The sequence below is a fragment of the Pseudomonas syringae genome, assembly GCF_023278085.1.
GTDB classification, from domain to species: Bacteria; Pseudomonadota; Gammaproteobacteria; order Pseudomonadales; family Pseudomonadaceae; genus Aquipseudomonas; species Aquipseudomonas syringae_Q.
Map to the genome: position 1 here is coordinate 5,140,478 of NZ_CP066265.1, position 13,787 is coordinate 5,154,264.

Here is a 13,787-nt window from a genome sequence, read left to right on the forward strand (position 1 = left end):
TCTTCAACGCTTGATGGACTTGTCGATCCTTATAGAAGGAAGCTATCGGCGAGTAGCAGTCATCCATTTCTAAGAGATTGGTGGATTACTGCCAGCAGAGAGCAGGTATGCTCGCAGAAGTTCTGCTCTTGGTTTGCCACTTGTTGTGAAGGCTCCTCAGCCACCTCCTACTCAGCCGAGCGCTCACTATCGACTTTTCTTCGTGCTGGTGCGAAAGTAGCGCAATAGACCTGAAGGAGTACAGGAATGATGCCGTTAGTCACGCGCAAGGTATTTATAGATACGGAATTCTTTGTCAAAGCAAATCTTGATTTCAATTCTAGTACAATAAAGTCTTTTGAGGAATTGTGCAGCGATAATCAACTGAACCACATCACTACCACAATCGTAGTTAATGAAGTGCGACGAAAGATTGTTGATCACATCAAAGAGGCACTCAAAGGCATTAAGAATTTCCGACGAAAAGCCGCTGTCCTTAAAGAGTATGATGACGAAAGTATAAAAAGCCTTTTTACGGAAATCAATGAAGGCGATCTAGAGGCAAAAGCGCTAAAAGCATTTGAGGATTTTATTGAAGCTTCGAATGCCACTGTCGTTGATATGAGTCGCGTAGATGGAAATGAGATTATTGACATGTTCTTTAATCACGTCAGTCCATTTAGCACTCAAAAGCCTAACGAATTTCGTGATGCGTTCTCTCTCCTTGCTATACGCTCTGCTTTGGAAGGGCAGGAAAAGGTCTACGTTGTTTCGGCGGACCCTGACCACAAAGCGTTTTGCGAGGCTAATGAGAGGTTCGTAAACATTGAAACTCTTAGTGGGCTACTAGACATATATAATAAACACAACGACGATAGATCTCAGTTCGTTGAACAGTTTTTGAATCTCAAGAAACAAGAAATCATAGAACAAATAAAATCTCAGCTAGAAGATGCCGAAAGCTATAACTCTTCTACGTGGGAAGACGCTGAAGTAGATACTTTCGAAGTTGCTGAAATTGAAGATTTTGAACCTCAAATAGTTCATTTGGATGATGAAAGCTGCAAGGTCGTATTCGACGTAACCGTGAAATTCCTAGTAAATGTCAGCGGCCCAGACACTGCGAATGGTCATTACGATAAGGAGGATGACATCCTCTACACGTTTGATTCTATTGAGCGGCAAGAGGAAGAGGAAAAAGAATTTTCTATAGAATTAGATTTGTCTTTTGAAGCCGATGAAGGTGAATTCATTAATGATGAATTTGTTTTGCATGTAAAAGGCTTGGGTGGTGGCATCGAATTTGCTGTTGAAGAGTATCCGTGGGAAGACCCTAGGATGTGATTTGATCACATTGGTGAACCATGCGAAGTCCATGATGCCGTGGCCGGGCGTTCCAACTTGACTGTAAGCAGTCGTTGCTCGGGCAGTATCAGGGCGATAGGTAATTGAATCGCTGACCGATTTCGTAGACACCGCCGAACGTCCGCTCTTGGCCGATTGCTGCCTTTCACAAACGGCTTCAATCGACCAAAATCCACGACATGTCCGCCGCATTAAAAATGGTGAGCAATGCCTTAGGGCCCGGCCTATCGACATTGAGAGGCGGCCGCCTCAAGCAGGGCTGCCGGCAATCACCCCCCGCCACAACAGGAACCAGCCACTCTCAGATTTCAGCAAACGCGCGCTTGCAAAAGCGTCGTGACCCAACTGCAAAAAAACCACCCCAAGCACCAGCCCGGCGAGTAAAGTACCGCCGCCCGAGATTTGAATCCGGGCGTTCCCCCATGGAGTTTTACCTTGAAGTCATTTAGCAAAGTCGTTGCGGCTGCAGTATGTGGTCTGGTTCTGGCGGGTTGCACCGGCACCCCTATGAAAACCCCGCACTATGACAGCAGCCAATACACCGTCGTTGGCCACAGTGAAGCAAGCGCCACCGGCCTGATGCTGTTTGGTCTGATCCCGATTCGTCAGAACGACCGTTTTGTTCGCGCGCAGAACAGCGCCATCCAGGCCAAGGGTGGCGATGCGCTGATCAATACCCAAGTGCAGGAGAAGTGGTTCTGGGCCTGGGTTCTGAACGGCTATACCACCACCGTCTCTGGTGACGTGATCAAACTGAAAACGGCTAAATAAACACCGCTCGATTTCAGAAAGCCCGGTTCGCCGGGCTTTTCTGTTTCTGGCTATTGGCGGATGCGCTGTCGGGCGATGGTGTAAGAACAGACACACATCGTTACCAACCGCCAAAAGGTTTAGCATCCTGCCCACCTCCCGATGTGAAGTTTTCTGCATGACGGCCTTCTACCTCAAGTTACTCATCACTCCCGCGCTCATGCTGGCCATTTCATTGGCGGCGAGGCGCTGGGGCACTGGCGTGGCGGGGCTTCTTTCCGGGCTGCCGATGACCTCGGCGCTGGTCATGCTGTTTCTCAGCCTTGAGCAGGGCACCGCATTTGCGTCGATGGCGGTGCCCGGGGCATTGGCCGGGCTGGCGGCGATTCAGGCGACTTATCTGTTTTATTTCCTGATCACTCGACGCGTTTCAGCGCTGGCTGGATGCGTCCTGGCGTTGGCGATGTATGGCGCAACAGCCTTTTTGATGAACCTGTCGGGATCACTGGCGCTGTCGATCATTTTCACGCTGTTGATGGTTACGTTGATCATCATTGCCACCTTGAAACAGACGCCGCCGGATGTAACGTCATACGTTGCACTGCCGCGCTGGGTCATTCCGATGCGCATGTTGACGGCCACCCTTCTGCTGCTGGCGATTACCGCAAGTGCTACCTGGCTCGGGCCGGTGGTCAGTGGGCTGCTGGCGCCGATCCCGGTGATCGCCTGGCCGCTTGCCGTGTTCGTCCACGTTCAAGGCGGGCGTTATGAGCTGGCGGCAATAATCCGCGGCAATGCCATTGGCGCTGTCGGGGTGGTGAGTTTTTACCTGACCCTCAGGTATTCCATATTGCAATGGGGTGCGCTTCTCTCTATCACGACTGCTGTTTTGCTGGCTATTGTGGTGACGGCTGTGTTGGCGCGGTTGTTGGCGAAGCGTTAGTGCCCAGTTGACCCACATCAGTCAGCTACAAGCGTTGACGATCAAGGCAATTAAACCGGTAATGGCGCACATTGGAGGCTAACCGGCCCTTCGGAAAATAGGCTGAACTTGTATAAGGTGCCCCTATCTCAATAACTACGTGCATCTATTTATAAAGGAAACCCAATGTCTAAACTCGCAGAATACCGTCAGCTGGAAAAACACCTCGCCGAGCAACTCCAGGCACTTGAGGCAATGAAAGGTGATCAGGGCCTGAAGAAAGAAATCGAGTTTGAAACAAAGCTGCGCAAGCTGCTTGAGCACTATGGCTTCAGCCTGAAGCACATTATCAATCTGCTGGAACCACACGGCCCGGCGAGTCGCCAGACCTCTGAAAAGCCTGCGGGCACGCGCAAACCGCGTGAACTCAAGACTTACAAAAATCCTAATACCGGTGAAGTGATCGAAACCAAAGGCGGGAATCACAAGGTCTTGAAGGAGTGGAAAGCAGAACACGGCTCTGACGTTGTTGAGGGTTGGCTGAAGAAGTAAGGCCGCCTGGCCTGAAAAGGGTCCAGACGGGCCCTTTCAGACCGCATAACAACCTGCGGCAGCACCTACGCAGGATCACTCGATAGATCGCGCTGCGAAGCGAACAGCACGGGCAGTGAATCCAGAAAGTTATAGCTTTCAGGCTCTCTGATGTTCAGGCTTCGCCCCCCATCATCTTCGTCCCGGATCAGCGCATTGCCGCTCTCCAGTTGACAGACCAGCCACTCGACAAACGTTTCCAGCGAGAGAGCCACCACGAACCTCTCATCTTCGTCTCGGCCAAAGTTGATCACTTGCCCCGAGGTCCCACGCTGTGCGGGGTCTAAATCTACTCCCAGGTAGTTACCGCCGTAATCATGCGCAAACGGGACCCAGTACTGGTTTGCATAGACTTCCTTGATGCCGCCGGGCATTGCTGATTTGCAGAAGGCGCTCGCTTCCTTCATATCCTCAGGGGAGTATTCATCGACAATCTGCTTCCATGACTCCCAGTGGTTCCTTGCTTGTGCCAGCGACAGGAACATGAGCCCGAAGAAGGGGCCCGTATTGACACCGCCTGCCTGCCCATCATGTGCTCGGTAAAGATCCGCCAGGCTCTGCGGAAAAGCCCGACCTACCTGGCTCTCGAACTCAGCAAGCGAGGCTTGTGAGCAGCCAGGGGCCAAATCGGCGCGAACTTCCGGAAGATTGTTTTCCAGCCATTGTTCCAGTCGTTCTATCACTGTTTTCATTCAAGGCTTCCTTCCGGGCAAAGGCGTTAGATTACAACAAGACTGGAAACATGAGCTTCCGGTCAGAGGCAGACCGTCGGACACCTCCGCATGACTACCGGGAACATCAGCATCCGCCTGATGGACTAAATTGAATCACTTCTGCGGCTGCCCACCTGGAATAAATCAATGCATATTCTCCACATCGCCAGCTCCCCACGCGGGGAGCGCTCAGCGTCCCTGAAACTGGCCTCGCGCTATCTTGAGACCTTGACCTCGCTGCATCCTGAAGCCAGCGTAGATGTCCTGGACGTCTGGACGACCGATCTTTTGCCCTTCGACGGCCCAGCACTGAATGCCAAGTATGCAGACCTCCAAGGCTTGCAAATGAGCGCGGAGCAACAGGCTGTGTGGAAGCAAATCCATGCATTGGGCGAGCGTTTCCACCGAGCCGACGTCATCCTTTTCAGCGTGCCTATGTGGAACTTCGGTATTCCCTATCGCCTTAAGCATTTGATTGACGCAGTGTCCCAGCGCGGCGTGCTGTTCGAGTTCGATGCCCAAGGCATGCGGGGTCTGCTTAAAGGCAAGAAGGTGGTGGTGTTTGCCACTCGCGGGGTAGCACTTGGGGAAGACTTCCCTGTTGAAGCGTACGATCATCAGGTCGCATACCTCAGAACCTGGGCACGGATGGTGGGTATTACTGCCGTTGACGCGGTGCTGTCAGAAGCAACGCTCGCGGACCCTGCGACGGCAGACGCCAATTTTACCGCAGCGCTGGCCGAGGCTTCGAAGCTGGCTGCGGATCTGGTATGAAACGTTAGCGGTTGATGTATGGGGCAGGACGCTCTGCCGCTGCTGAGAGGTGCTGCGCAGAGAAATCCGGCAGCGTACTGGTGGGGCGGAAAACACAGGCTGTTTAGCGGACTGCGACCGCAGGGTCGCCCGCCGCCATGCACTATCCCTTCAAACAACTCCCCAAGTCCGCGAGCAAATCCGGTCCACTTGGCTGCCACCCCAAGCGCTCGCGGGTCTTGTTACTCAAGCTGCTCATATCCTTACCCGCAAAACCCGACAGCCAGCCAAAACTCGCAGCAGCCTCATGCGCGGACACCGAAACCGCAGGCACACCCAGCCCTTCTCCAATAGCCTCGGCAATCAAGCGAAACGCAATACCCGACTCGGCCGTCGCATGGTAGCGAGCCCCTGGCTGGTGTTTCTCCAGTGCAAGGCGATACAGGCGCGCAGTGTCTTCAAGGTGAGCAGCGGACCACTGATTGAGGCCTTCATCGATATAGGCTGAAAAACCTTTTTCCCGCGCCTGCTTGATGACTTCGGTCACCAGACCTTGTCTAACCGGGTTGTGAATCTGCGACAGCCGCATGACGACCACGTTGACCCCGCGTTGCAACAGCGCCTGCCCGGCCAGTTCCGAGGCTACTCGGGGATTGGGGTGGCTGGGGTCGAAGTGATCTTCGTCAGCGGCGTGTCCTGGCGCTGCCGAACCCATTGCGGTGCTGGAGGTGATAATCAGCGGGCGCTCGGAACCGTCCAGCGCTGAGCCCAAGGCTGTAATGACACGCGAGTCCTTCTGGCAGTTGGCGACGAAGTGGGCGAAATCGTGATCGAACGCGGTGTGAATCACTGCGTCGCATTGTTCGGCGCCACTTTGGAGGCTGGGCAGGTCTTCGATGTTGCCGCGATGGGGTTCTACGCCTATCGCCATCAGCGCACGAGCACCGGCCTCCGAGCGTGTCAGCCCCAGTACCTGGTGGCCTGCGTGGATAAGTTCTCGGGCTACTTGAGCGCCAATAAAGCCTGTTGAGCCGGTAAGAAATACGCGCATGGTTAAATCTCTCTTTGCTGAAGCGAGCAGAGTGCGCGTAACGTTTATCCGGTAAAAGACGTGACGTTATCAGGGTATAAGAACCAACAGGATCATCATGGCAAACTCGCTGGGGACGTATTTGAAGGATTGCCGGGCGCGTCTGGACCCTGCAAGCCTGGGGTTTTCCAACACGCGTCGACGCACTCCGGGTTTGCGTCGAGAGGAAGTTGCGCAGCGCGCCAATATCAGCGCCACCTGGTACACATGGCTGGAACAAGGACGCGGTGGCGCACCGTCTGCCCAAGTGCTGGACCGGATCGCGCAAAGTCTGTTGATGACCGAACCCGAGCGGGAACACCTGTTCATGCTCGCCTTCGGTCATCTTCCTGAGGTTGTTTATTCTGCGCCCGAGGGCGTATCGCCGCGCTTGCAACGCATTCTGGATACCCTCGCGTTCAGCCCTGCGTTCATCAAAACGGCTACGTGGGATGTTCTGGCCTGGAACAACGCGGCGGCGGCCGTGTTTACTGACTACAGCCTGCTGCCGGTGGAACAGCGCAACATTCTGCGCCTGATGTTCTGCAACCCTGGCACACGTGCAAAACAGGATGACTGGCAGGCTGTGGCGCGCTTTATCGTCGCCGCATTCAGAGCAGACGCCACACGTGCCGGGGCGTCCTCGGAACTCAGTGAACTTGCCAACGAGCTATGCATTCTGAGCGCCGATTTTGCTGCGCTGTGGCGTGACAACGATGTGCGTCTGCAAGGCGAAGGAACCAAGCGTTTGCGGCACCCGGTTCACGGGCTCATTGAGCTGGAGTATTCAGGCTTTGCCGTAGATGGCCGGCCGGATCTGTCGATGATTGTTTACAACCCGGTTACCCCTGATGACGCGGAGCGGGTTCGGGCGCTGGTGGAGGGGCATTTGGAAGGTGAGGCTGCAGAGCGTTGACGCGCCTTTGATCAAGCGGCGCGGCACGTCCTTTTGCGACGCAGAGCGTCGAGAACTGCATTCCCACGCTGGAGCGTAGGGAACGATAAATCTCAACTATCGTGCGACGCTCTGCGTTCAGTCTTGATCAAGCGGCGCGGCGCATCCTTTTGCGACGCAGAGCGTCGAGAACTGCATTCCCACGCTGGAGCGTAGGGAACGATAAATCTCAACTATCGTGCGACGCTCTGCGGCCCAAAAGATCGAACCCCCGCTTCATCAAGCACTCGAAAGCTCGTGACCTCAAAACTCAACCCTTTCCCTACCATCTGGCAACGCCGTATTTGAAGCCTCAGCGGCATTCCCGATACTGACGCACAGGTGTCGCCCACAAGGCTCCGGACCTTGCCAGAGGGTCAATCCGAATTCAAAAAGAGTAACCCCATGAGACCTCAAACCTCGTTCATTTTCGACCTGGACGGCACGCTGACCGACAGCGTTTACCAGAACGTTGCTGCCTGGAAAGAAGCACTGGATGCAGAAGGTATCCCGCTTGCGATGTGGCGTATTCATCGCAAGATCGGCATGAGCGGCGGGCTGATGTTGAAATCGTTGTCGCGTGAAACCGGCTTGAGCATCACCGATGAGCAAGCCGAGCGGCTTAGCGAAAAACATGCACAGGCTTACGAGCGGCTACAGGGGCAGATCATTGCGCTGCCGGGCGCGGTCGAGTTGCTGGAGACGCTCGACAAGGAAAACCTGAAGTGGTGCATCGCCACCAGCGGCGGTATCGATACGGCCACGATCAACCTGAAAGCGCTGAAACTGGATATCAACAAGATCAACATTGTGACGCGCGATGACGTGAGCTACGGCAAGCCGGACCCTGACCTGTTCCTGGCGGCTGCGCAGAAGATAGGCGCCCCGATTGATGAGTGCCTGGTGATCGGCGATGCGATCTGGGACATGCTGGCGGCAAGGCGCTGCAAGGCAACCGGCGTCGGCCTGCTCTCGGGTGGCTATGACATTGGCGAGCTTGAGCGGACGGGTGCTTTGAGGGTGTATGAAGACCCGCTGGATTTGCTGAATCACCTGGACGAGATTGCTTCTCGCCCTTGAAAGATCGGGTTCATCCTTCCCAACCTGGTGAGCAGCTCAACGTCCCCTGCATGAACACATTTGAGCTGTTACACCACCTCTGCGCCAGGTGTGTACTGTCTCACCCAGGCAAAACACCGCCACCTTCATCCGCCACACTATCCGGGTCGTCCGGATCCACTTCCGGTTCACCCTCGTCATAGGCCTCATCTTTCTCAGTACGCTTTTTCACTTCATCGCCCGTTTTCGAACTGACACCGGGTTTGTTCGAGTTCATGGCCAGGACCGGGTCGGCTTCGCGGTCGTATTGGCCGAGTTCCGGGCTGGAGGGGTCTTCTTTCGGTACGTGATCGGTGAGTATGGGATCGGTCGTCATGTCAGCCACCTTTTTCGTTTGCCAAAGAAGGTGGACGTGGCGTGGGGCTGAGGGTTCGATTCAATTGATGAACGCGACGATGCTCATCCGCCAAACGAGGCGTATTGCAGCGGCAGGCCGGTGGTGAATTTGATCTGTTCCATGGCGAAGCTGGAGCTTACGTCGCTGATACCGGGGATGCTGATCAACTGTTTATAGACGGCGTCGTAACCCGCGATATCAGCCACTACGATGCGCAACATGTAGTCGGTGTCGCCGGCCATGCGATAGCACTCGACCACTTCGGGCAGGTCGCCGACAGCGGCGTGGAACTGTTCCAGCCAGGCGGCGTTGTGCTGATTGGTACGGATGGCGGCGAAGACGCTGACTGATACGTTCAGGCGCTGTGGATTGAGCAGCGCGACGCGACGATCGATGATGCCGGCTTCTTCCAGTTTCTGGATTCGTCGCCAGCAGGCGGTGCTGCCCAGCCCGATGCGTTCGGCGATGTCGGCGACCGAGCGCGTGCAGTCGGTTTGCAGGATGTCGAGGATTGCCCGGTCGAACTTGTCCATTAGCTGTTTCCTGATTTAGTCGCCCTACATTGATCGTTCCTCACGCTCCGCGTGGGAATGCCTGTCGTGACGCTCCGCGTCACACCTCTATGCAGCACCCTATGTCTTGGGATTGGACGCAGAGCGTGCGGAATGATAGGTGTCTGGCTCCGATTTACTGCCTGACGCAGCATCCTAGAATTTTTAATCGTATTAATCCAAGCCAAAGCGAATATTTTTTCGCATTCACTCTTCATACCCGAGCAAATATCAAAAAAATTCGCCTCGCGCATCAGTAATCTTTCAGGCAATCGGCCTTGCAGGCCAGCCCCTGATTCTGACTCGATGACAAAGTGAATTGCCCATGACCACCTCTGCGCTCTATTTGGATTACGCCGCTACCACGCCTGTCGACGAACAGGTGATCGAAGCCATGGTTGCCTGCATGGGCCGCGAAGGTCATTTCGGTAATCCGGCGTCCAGCGGGCATGGTTACGGGCAGGTCGCGCGTCAGGCTGTCGAACAGGCGCGGCGTCAGGTGGCTGATGCGGTAGGCGCACCGGTCGATACCATTGTCTGGACCTCCGGCGCGACCGAGTCCAATAACCTGGCGATCAAAGGCATTGCTCATGATGCCAGCGCGCAGCGCCGGCACATTATTACCAGCGTGCTGGAACACAAGGCGGTGCTCGATACCGTCAGCACACTGGAGCGCCAGGGCTTTCCTGTCACCTGGTTGAAGCCCGACGCGCAAGGGCTGATCCAGCCGCAGGCCGTTCAGGCGGCTTTGCGTGAAGACACGCTGCTGGTGTCGTTGATGCTGGTGAACAACGAGCTGGGCACGCTGACCGATATTGCCCGCATTGGCGAACGGGTGCGTGAACACGGGGCGTTGTTTCATGTGGACGCTGCGCAGGCGGTCGGCAAGGTGAACGTCGATCTGGCCAGCCTGGCCGTGGATCTGATGTCGTTCTCGGCACACAAGGCTTATGGCCCAAAGGGCATCGGCGCGCTGTATGTCGGCCCCCGTGCGCATTCGCTGTTGCAGGCGCAGATCCATGGCGGCGGGCACGAAGGCGGCTTTCGTTCGGGAACGCTGGCAACGCATCAGATCGTCGGCATGGGCACGGCCTTTGCGCTGGCGATCGGCAAGGCCGACGCTGAAAACCGTCGTATCGAGGAACTGAGCAGTCATTTGCGCGAAGGCCTGCTGGCCCTGCCGGACGTACACCTCAATGGCTGTCCTGAGCAGCGCATCCCGCACACTCTGAATCTGTGCATCACCCGCAGCGGTTTCAGCAGTTCGCAGGTGTCGCACAGCCTGGCGCTGTCCTCGACGTCCGCGTGCAACTCGGCGAGTAATGCGCCTTCACATGTGCTGCTGGCTCTCGGGCTGGAGCCTGCGAAAGCGCTCGCCAGCGTGCGGGTCAGCCTGGGCCGCTACACCACGCAGGCCGATGTCGAGCGCGCCATTGAGGTGTTCAGCAAAGCACTCAGCGCGCCTGCCGCGTTCTGGTAATTTACACAGCCTCTGAAGCCGCCCGTCCAGCGGGCGGCTCCCCGCCTTTCTTCGCCCCCAAACCTAAGCTTCTGTCTTATAGCTTGCAGCTTGCAGCTTGCAGCTAAATGAAAATGTAAATCTCCTGATACAAAAAGACACAAATTGGCACAGTTCTTTCTTGTGGAACGGTCGTGCCATAAACCAATGGTGCTCGCAGCATTCAAGGGGGGCTTACACGCACCAACGTGCAGTCCACGAATGCCAAAACGTTCATAAACAGTGCAGGCGCCCGATCACGAGTCTCGCGCCTCACCAGGAAAGGAATCTAGCTGTGCCAGATGAGTACCGTTGCAAACCCGTGCTGCACCGACGACCCGCCTTCGAACTATCGGTTGACGTCGACCAGACCTGTCCGGTTGCTTCATCCTGTGCCGTGCCCGTTGGCGACTGTCTGAAAACCCGGCACTTTTTTACGTAAAAACCTTCGCGCCTCTTTCTGGATGTTCTGATTGATTAATCAGGGCCTGGTTACCTGCGCGCGCAATAAGAGCAGGCCGCTTTTGCGCCTGAAAGTTACGTCAACTAACCGGCAACGACTGTCGGACCTTTTTATTGGATTGGTTCATCCAGGCCATCTTCCTTCGGTGGCTCTTTATTTCAATACCTTTATCGATCACACACACCAGGAGTGTCTGTCTTTGAGCGAATAACCAACTAATGCACCAACGTGATCACCGACAAGCCTTATTGGTGCATCCAGAAAACTGACCAACAGGTCATGCTTTTCCAATTCGTCTGAATGAGCAGAGGGGATACTTTCATCTGCAGATCCATTTCAAATGTCCATCATATAAACAGCTTCTAACCAGCCGAACGCTGCAATCGATAAATAGTTACAGGAATGCGACACGGACACTGAATCCGCGCCAGGCGCTAGAGCCTTCTGGCACAACGGTTGCAATGTATCCATTCAGGAACACGACGGTACGTCTGCGTACACGACGATAAGAAAACAAGGATCAGTAATGCGAACGCCCTAGTTGAGAACTCGTTGCCCTGTTTGAGCCTGTGACTGCGTCAAGGCTCAAGGGTGTCATGCACCTGACTAACGTGCGGATATCCAGCAATCGAATATTCATCAAATATTCGAACGGACTTTTATTGCCCTTCAACTACCCGAGGGAGCGTTAATGAATGATGCGGTAATAATGAAAGCGGTCCCCGGTCCATCGCCCGATGAAATGTCGACGGCGTGGCAGGGCATCCCTTTCAAAGCCAATACGTCACGCCCGGGCGGCGTTAACAAGCCGCAAGTCATGGTGTTGATTGCTGCGTCGGTACTTATCCACGGTGTTATCTGGTGGTACATGCAAACTGCGCAGCCCGAGCTGCCGGAAGTTGCACCACAAGTTCCAGAAATGACCATTGAACTGACCAGCCCGACGCCGCCTGCGCCAGAACCACCGCCGCCCGAGCCACCACCTCCGCCACCTCCCCCGCCGCCACCACCCGAGCCGGAACAGCCGGTCGAGGACCCGGACGCGGTGGAGCCGCCACCCAAGCCGGTGGAGAAGCCGAAGGTCGAGAAGCCCAAGCCGGTCAAGAAAGTCGAACCGGTGAAAAAGCCAACGCCGCCTGCGCCAACGCCTGCCGCCGCGCCGAGCCCGCCTGCGCCGCCAACACCTGCGCCTGCACCTCCGGCACCTGCCGCGCCACCGGCTCCGGCCAAGGAAAGCGCTGCGGTATCCGGGCTCGCCAGCCTGGGTAACCCGCCACCGGAATATCCGGGGCTGGCGCTGCGTCGCAGTTGGGAAGGCCGCGTGGTGCTGCGCATCAAGGTGCTGCCCAACGGCCGCGCAGGGTCGGTCGAGGTGACCAAATCCAGCGGCAAACCGGCACTGGACGATGCGGCCGTAGAGGCCGTGCGCAACTGGAAGTTTATCCCGGCCAAGCGTGGCGATACGCCGATTGAAGGCTTCGCGACGCAGACCATCGACTTCAAGCTGCCGGAATGATCCGGCGCATGACAACCGACAATTCATTTAAAGCTGGTGAGGTTTAAACCATGAACGCATCGCTCTCTTCCATGATCGTCCCGGCCGTGCTCTGGGCCTTGATTGTGTTTTCCGTATTGAGTTGGGCCCTGTTGCTGATCAAGTCGGCGCAGTACGTCCGCCAGAAGTCCCAGAACAAACAGTTCACCAAGGCGTTCTGGAGTGCGCCGGACCTGCTCACCGCGGCCGAACACTCGGCGCAATACCCCGGCGCCCTGGCGCGTATTGCCAACAGCGGTTTCGAGGCGATGGCGGTCGATGACGCGCCGCGCACCACCCAGCAACTGGCCCACACCATCAACCGCTCGGACCGTCTGGAACGCAACCTGCGCCAGCAGATACAAAAAGAACGTCGCGCGCTGGAAAGTGGCCAGGCGATTCTCGCCAGTATCGGCAGCACCGCGCCCTTCATCGGTCTGTTCGGTACGGTCTGGGGGATCATGGAAGCGCTGCAAAGCATCGGCGTGACCGGCTCGGCCAGCCTTGAAGCGGTCGCCGGCCCAATCGGTCACGCACTGGTCGCCACCGGCGTGGGTATCGCCGTCGCAGTGCCGGCAGTGCTGATCTACAACTTCTTCCTGCGCCGCCTCAAGCTCGCCGTGGCCGACATGGATGACTTCGCCCACGACTTCGACGCCCTCGCCCAGCGCAGCGCCTTTGCCGTCACGCGTCAGCCCATCGCCAGCAAGAACGGCCATGCCGTTCGGGAGGCCAGCTAATGTCGTTCTCCACTCAAGACAGCGATGAAGTACTCAGCGAAATGAACGTCACGCCGCTGGTCGACGTAATGCTCGTGCTGCTGGTGGTGTTCATCGTCACCACGCCGCTGATGACCAACGCCATCAAGGTCAATCTGCCCAAGACCGATGCGGTCGCGCCTGCCGAGAAGAAGAACCCGGTGGTGGTCAGCGTGGATCAGGACGGCAAGTTCTACCTCGCCAAATCGGAAATCGCCCCGGAACTGCTGGAGAAAAGCCTGCAGGACGAAAAGGCCAAGGACCCGGAAATCCGCGTTCAGCTACAGGCCGACACCGCCGTGAACTACGGCCAGGTGGCCAAGGCCATGGCCTCCATCGAACGCTCCGGCATTACGAAGATATCCGTCATGACAGCGAAATGAATCGCGATTGATTTGAGGGCTTCGCCGCGCGAAGCCGTCTGACCCGACTCCCGTTAATGCGGTCGTCC

Annotated in this window: 15 protein-coding genes; 11 read left to right on the forward strand and 4 right to left on the reverse strand. The window is 56.3% G+C overall.

Features of this window, described 5'->3' with window-relative positions:
• The first annotated feature begins 246 nt into the window (after positions 1–246).
• The 4 genes from I9H07_RS22815 (at position 247) to I9H07_RS22830 (ending at position 3,568) form a co-directional block, all read left to right on the forward strand.
• Positions 247–1,323, forward strand: coding sequence for a PIN domain-containing protein (locus I9H07_RS22815; protein ID WP_236426604.1), 1,077 nt, complete (start codon positions 247–249; stop codon positions 1,321–1,323).
• Between the two features lie 456 nt (positions 1,324–1,779).
• Entirely contained in the window at positions 1,780–2,115 is a 336-nt protein-coding gene (locus I9H07_RS22820) for a hypothetical protein (RefSeq protein WP_024640768.1), read from the forward strand.
• Positions 2,116–2,272: 157 nt separating this feature from the next.
• Complete coding sequence (locus I9H07_RS22825) at positions 2,273–3,037, forward strand: hypothetical protein (protein ID WP_236425610.1); 765 nt, start codon at positions 2,273–2,275, stop codon at positions 3,035–3,037.
• Between the two features lie 165 nt (positions 3,038–3,202).
• Positions 3,203–3,568 carry a histone-like nucleoid-structuring protein, MvaT/MvaU family gene (locus I9H07_RS22830; protein ID WP_058392340.1) on the forward strand — a complete coding sequence of 122 codons (366 nt, stop codon included), beginning with the start codon at positions 3,203–3,205 and terminating at the stop codon, positions 3,566–3,568.
• A 65-nt stretch (positions 3,569–3,633) separates the two neighbouring features.
• Here the strand turns inward: I9H07_RS22830 and I9H07_RS22835 are convergent, their stop codons facing one another.
• Complete coding sequence (locus tag I9H07_RS22835; RefSeq protein WP_236425609.1) at positions 3,634–4,299, reverse strand: SMI1/KNR4 family protein; 666 nt, start codon at positions 4,297–4,299, stop codon at positions 3,634–3,636.
• A 168-nt stretch (positions 4,300–4,467) separates the two neighbouring features.
• Here I9H07_RS22835 and I9H07_RS22840 point away from each other — a divergent pair, with 168 nt between their 5' ends.
• Positions 4,468–5,094, forward strand: coding sequence for an FMN-dependent NADH-azoreductase (locus I9H07_RS22840; protein ID WP_236425608.1), 627 nt, complete (start codon positions 4,468–4,470; stop codon positions 5,092–5,094).
• A gap of 142 nt (positions 5,095–5,236) precedes the next feature.
• Here the strand turns inward: I9H07_RS22840 and I9H07_RS22845 are convergent, their stop codons facing one another.
• On the reverse strand, positions 5,237–6,124 hold the full coding sequence (locus I9H07_RS22845; protein ID WP_236425607.1) for an SDR family oxidoreductase: 888 nt from the start codon (positions 6,122–6,124) through the stop codon (positions 5,237–5,239).
• A gap of 97 nt (positions 6,125–6,221) precedes the next feature.
• Between I9H07_RS22845 and I9H07_RS22850 the strand changes: the two genes are divergently transcribed.
• Together I9H07_RS22850 and I9H07_RS22855 are read left to right on the forward strand one after the other, a co-directional pair.
• On the forward strand, positions 6,222–7,058 hold the full coding sequence (locus tag I9H07_RS22850) for a helix-turn-helix transcriptional regulator (protein ID WP_236425606.1): 837 nt from the start codon (positions 6,222–6,224) through the stop codon (positions 7,056–7,058).
• Between the two features lie 423 nt (positions 7,059–7,481).
• A complete protein-coding gene (locus tag I9H07_RS22855; protein WP_236425605.1) occupies positions 7,482–8,156 on the forward strand; it encodes an HAD family hydrolase in 675 nt (224 codons plus the stop codon).
• Between the two features lie 100 nt (positions 8,157–8,256).
• On the opposite strand, the gene I9H07_RS22860 is transcribed toward I9H07_RS22855, so the two are convergent.
• Together I9H07_RS22860 and I9H07_RS22865 are read right to left on the reverse strand one after the other, a co-directional pair.
• On the reverse strand, positions 8,257–8,511 hold the full coding sequence (locus I9H07_RS22860; protein WP_236425604.1) for a hypothetical protein: 255 nt from the start codon (positions 8,509–8,511) through the stop codon (positions 8,257–8,259).
• 83 nt (positions 8,512–8,594) lie between these two features.
• On the reverse strand, positions 8,595–9,065 hold the full coding sequence (locus I9H07_RS22865) for an Lrp/AsnC family transcriptional regulator (RefSeq protein WP_024673691.1): 471 nt from the start codon (positions 9,063–9,065) through the stop codon (positions 8,595–8,597).
• Between the two features lie 343 nt (positions 9,066–9,408).
• Between I9H07_RS22865 and I9H07_RS22870 the strand changes: the two genes are divergently transcribed.
• The 4 genes from I9H07_RS22870 to I9H07_RS22885 all read left to right on the forward strand — a co-directional run bounded on the left by I9H07_RS22870 (position 9,409) and on the right by I9H07_RS22885 (position 13,719).
• Positions 9,409–10,563 carry a cysteine desulfurase family protein gene (locus I9H07_RS22870; RefSeq protein WP_236425603.1) on the forward strand — a complete coding sequence of 385 codons (1,155 nt, stop codon included), beginning with the start codon at positions 9,409–9,411 and terminating at the stop codon, positions 10,561–10,563.
• Between the two features lie 1,172 nt (positions 10,564–11,735).
• Positions 11,736–12,560, forward strand: coding sequence for an energy transducer TonB (locus tag I9H07_RS22875; RefSeq protein WP_080394603.1), 825 nt, complete (start codon positions 11,736–11,738; stop codon positions 12,558–12,560).
• A gap of 71 nt (positions 12,561–12,631) precedes the next feature.
• On the forward strand, positions 12,632–13,318 hold the full coding sequence (locus I9H07_RS22880) for a MotA/TolQ/ExbB proton channel family protein (protein ID WP_032606084.1): 687 nt from the start codon (positions 12,632–12,634) through the stop codon (positions 13,316–13,318).
• Positions 13,318–13,719: an ExbD/TolR family protein gene (locus I9H07_RS22885; RefSeq protein ID WP_002555939.1), complete on the forward strand. Its 402-nt coding sequence runs from the start codon at positions 13,318–13,320 to the stop codon at positions 13,717–13,719. Before I9H07_RS22880 ends, I9H07_RS22885 begins: the two co-directional genes overlap by 1 nt.
• Positions 13,720–13,787: the final 68 nt, after the last annotated feature.

Bases quoted from the DNA above. Each gene is read 5' to 3' on its own strand.
- I9H07_RS22815 (WP_236426604.1), top strand. From the start codon at position 247: ATGATGCCGTTAGTCACGCGCAAGGTATTTATAGATACGGAATTCTTT.
- I9H07_RS22825 (WP_236425610.1), top strand. From the start codon at position 2,273: ATGACGGCCTTCTACCTCAAGTTACTCATCACTCCCGCGCTCATGCTG.
- I9H07_RS22830 (WP_058392340.1), top strand. From the start codon at position 3,203: ATGTCTAAACTCGCAGAATACCGTCAGCTGGAAAAACACCTCGCCGAG.
- I9H07_RS22835 (WP_236425609.1), bottom strand. From the start codon at position 4,299: ATGAAAACAGTGATAGAACGACTGGAACAATGGCTGGAAAACAATCTT.
- I9H07_RS22840 (WP_236425608.1), top strand. From the start codon at position 4,468: ATGCATATTCTCCACATCGCCAGCTCCCCACGCGGGGAGCGCTCAGCG.
- I9H07_RS22845 (WP_236425607.1), bottom strand. From the start codon at position 6,124: ATGCGCGTATTTCTTACCGGCTCAACAGGCTTTATTGGCGCTCAAGTA.
- I9H07_RS22850 (WP_236425606.1), top strand. From the start codon at position 6,222: ATGGCAAACTCGCTGGGGACGTATTTGAAGGATTGCCGGGCGCGTCTG.
- I9H07_RS22855 (WP_236425605.1), top strand. From the start codon at position 7,482: ATGAGACCTCAAACCTCGTTCATTTTCGACCTGGACGGCACGCTGACC.
- I9H07_RS22860 (WP_236425604.1), bottom strand. From the start codon at position 8,511: ATGACGACCGATCCCATACTCACCGATCACGTACCGAAAGAAGACCCC.
- I9H07_RS22865 (WP_024673691.1), bottom strand. From the start codon at position 9,065: ATGGACAAGTTCGACCGGGCAATCCTCGACATCCTGCAAACCGACTGC.
- I9H07_RS22870 (WP_236425603.1), top strand. From the start codon at position 9,409: ATGACCACCTCTGCGCTCTATTTGGATTACGCCGCTACCACGCCTGTC.
- I9H07_RS22875 (WP_080394603.1), top strand. From the start codon at position 11,736: ATGAATGATGCGGTAATAATGAAAGCGGTCCCCGGTCCATCGCCCGAT.
- I9H07_RS22880 (WP_032606084.1), top strand. From the start codon at position 12,632: ATGATCGTCCCGGCCGTGCTCTGGGCCTTGATTGTGTTTTCCGTATTG.
- I9H07_RS22885 (WP_002555939.1), top strand. From the start codon at position 13,318: ATGTCGTTCTCCACTCAAGACAGCGATGAAGTACTCAGCGAAATGAAC.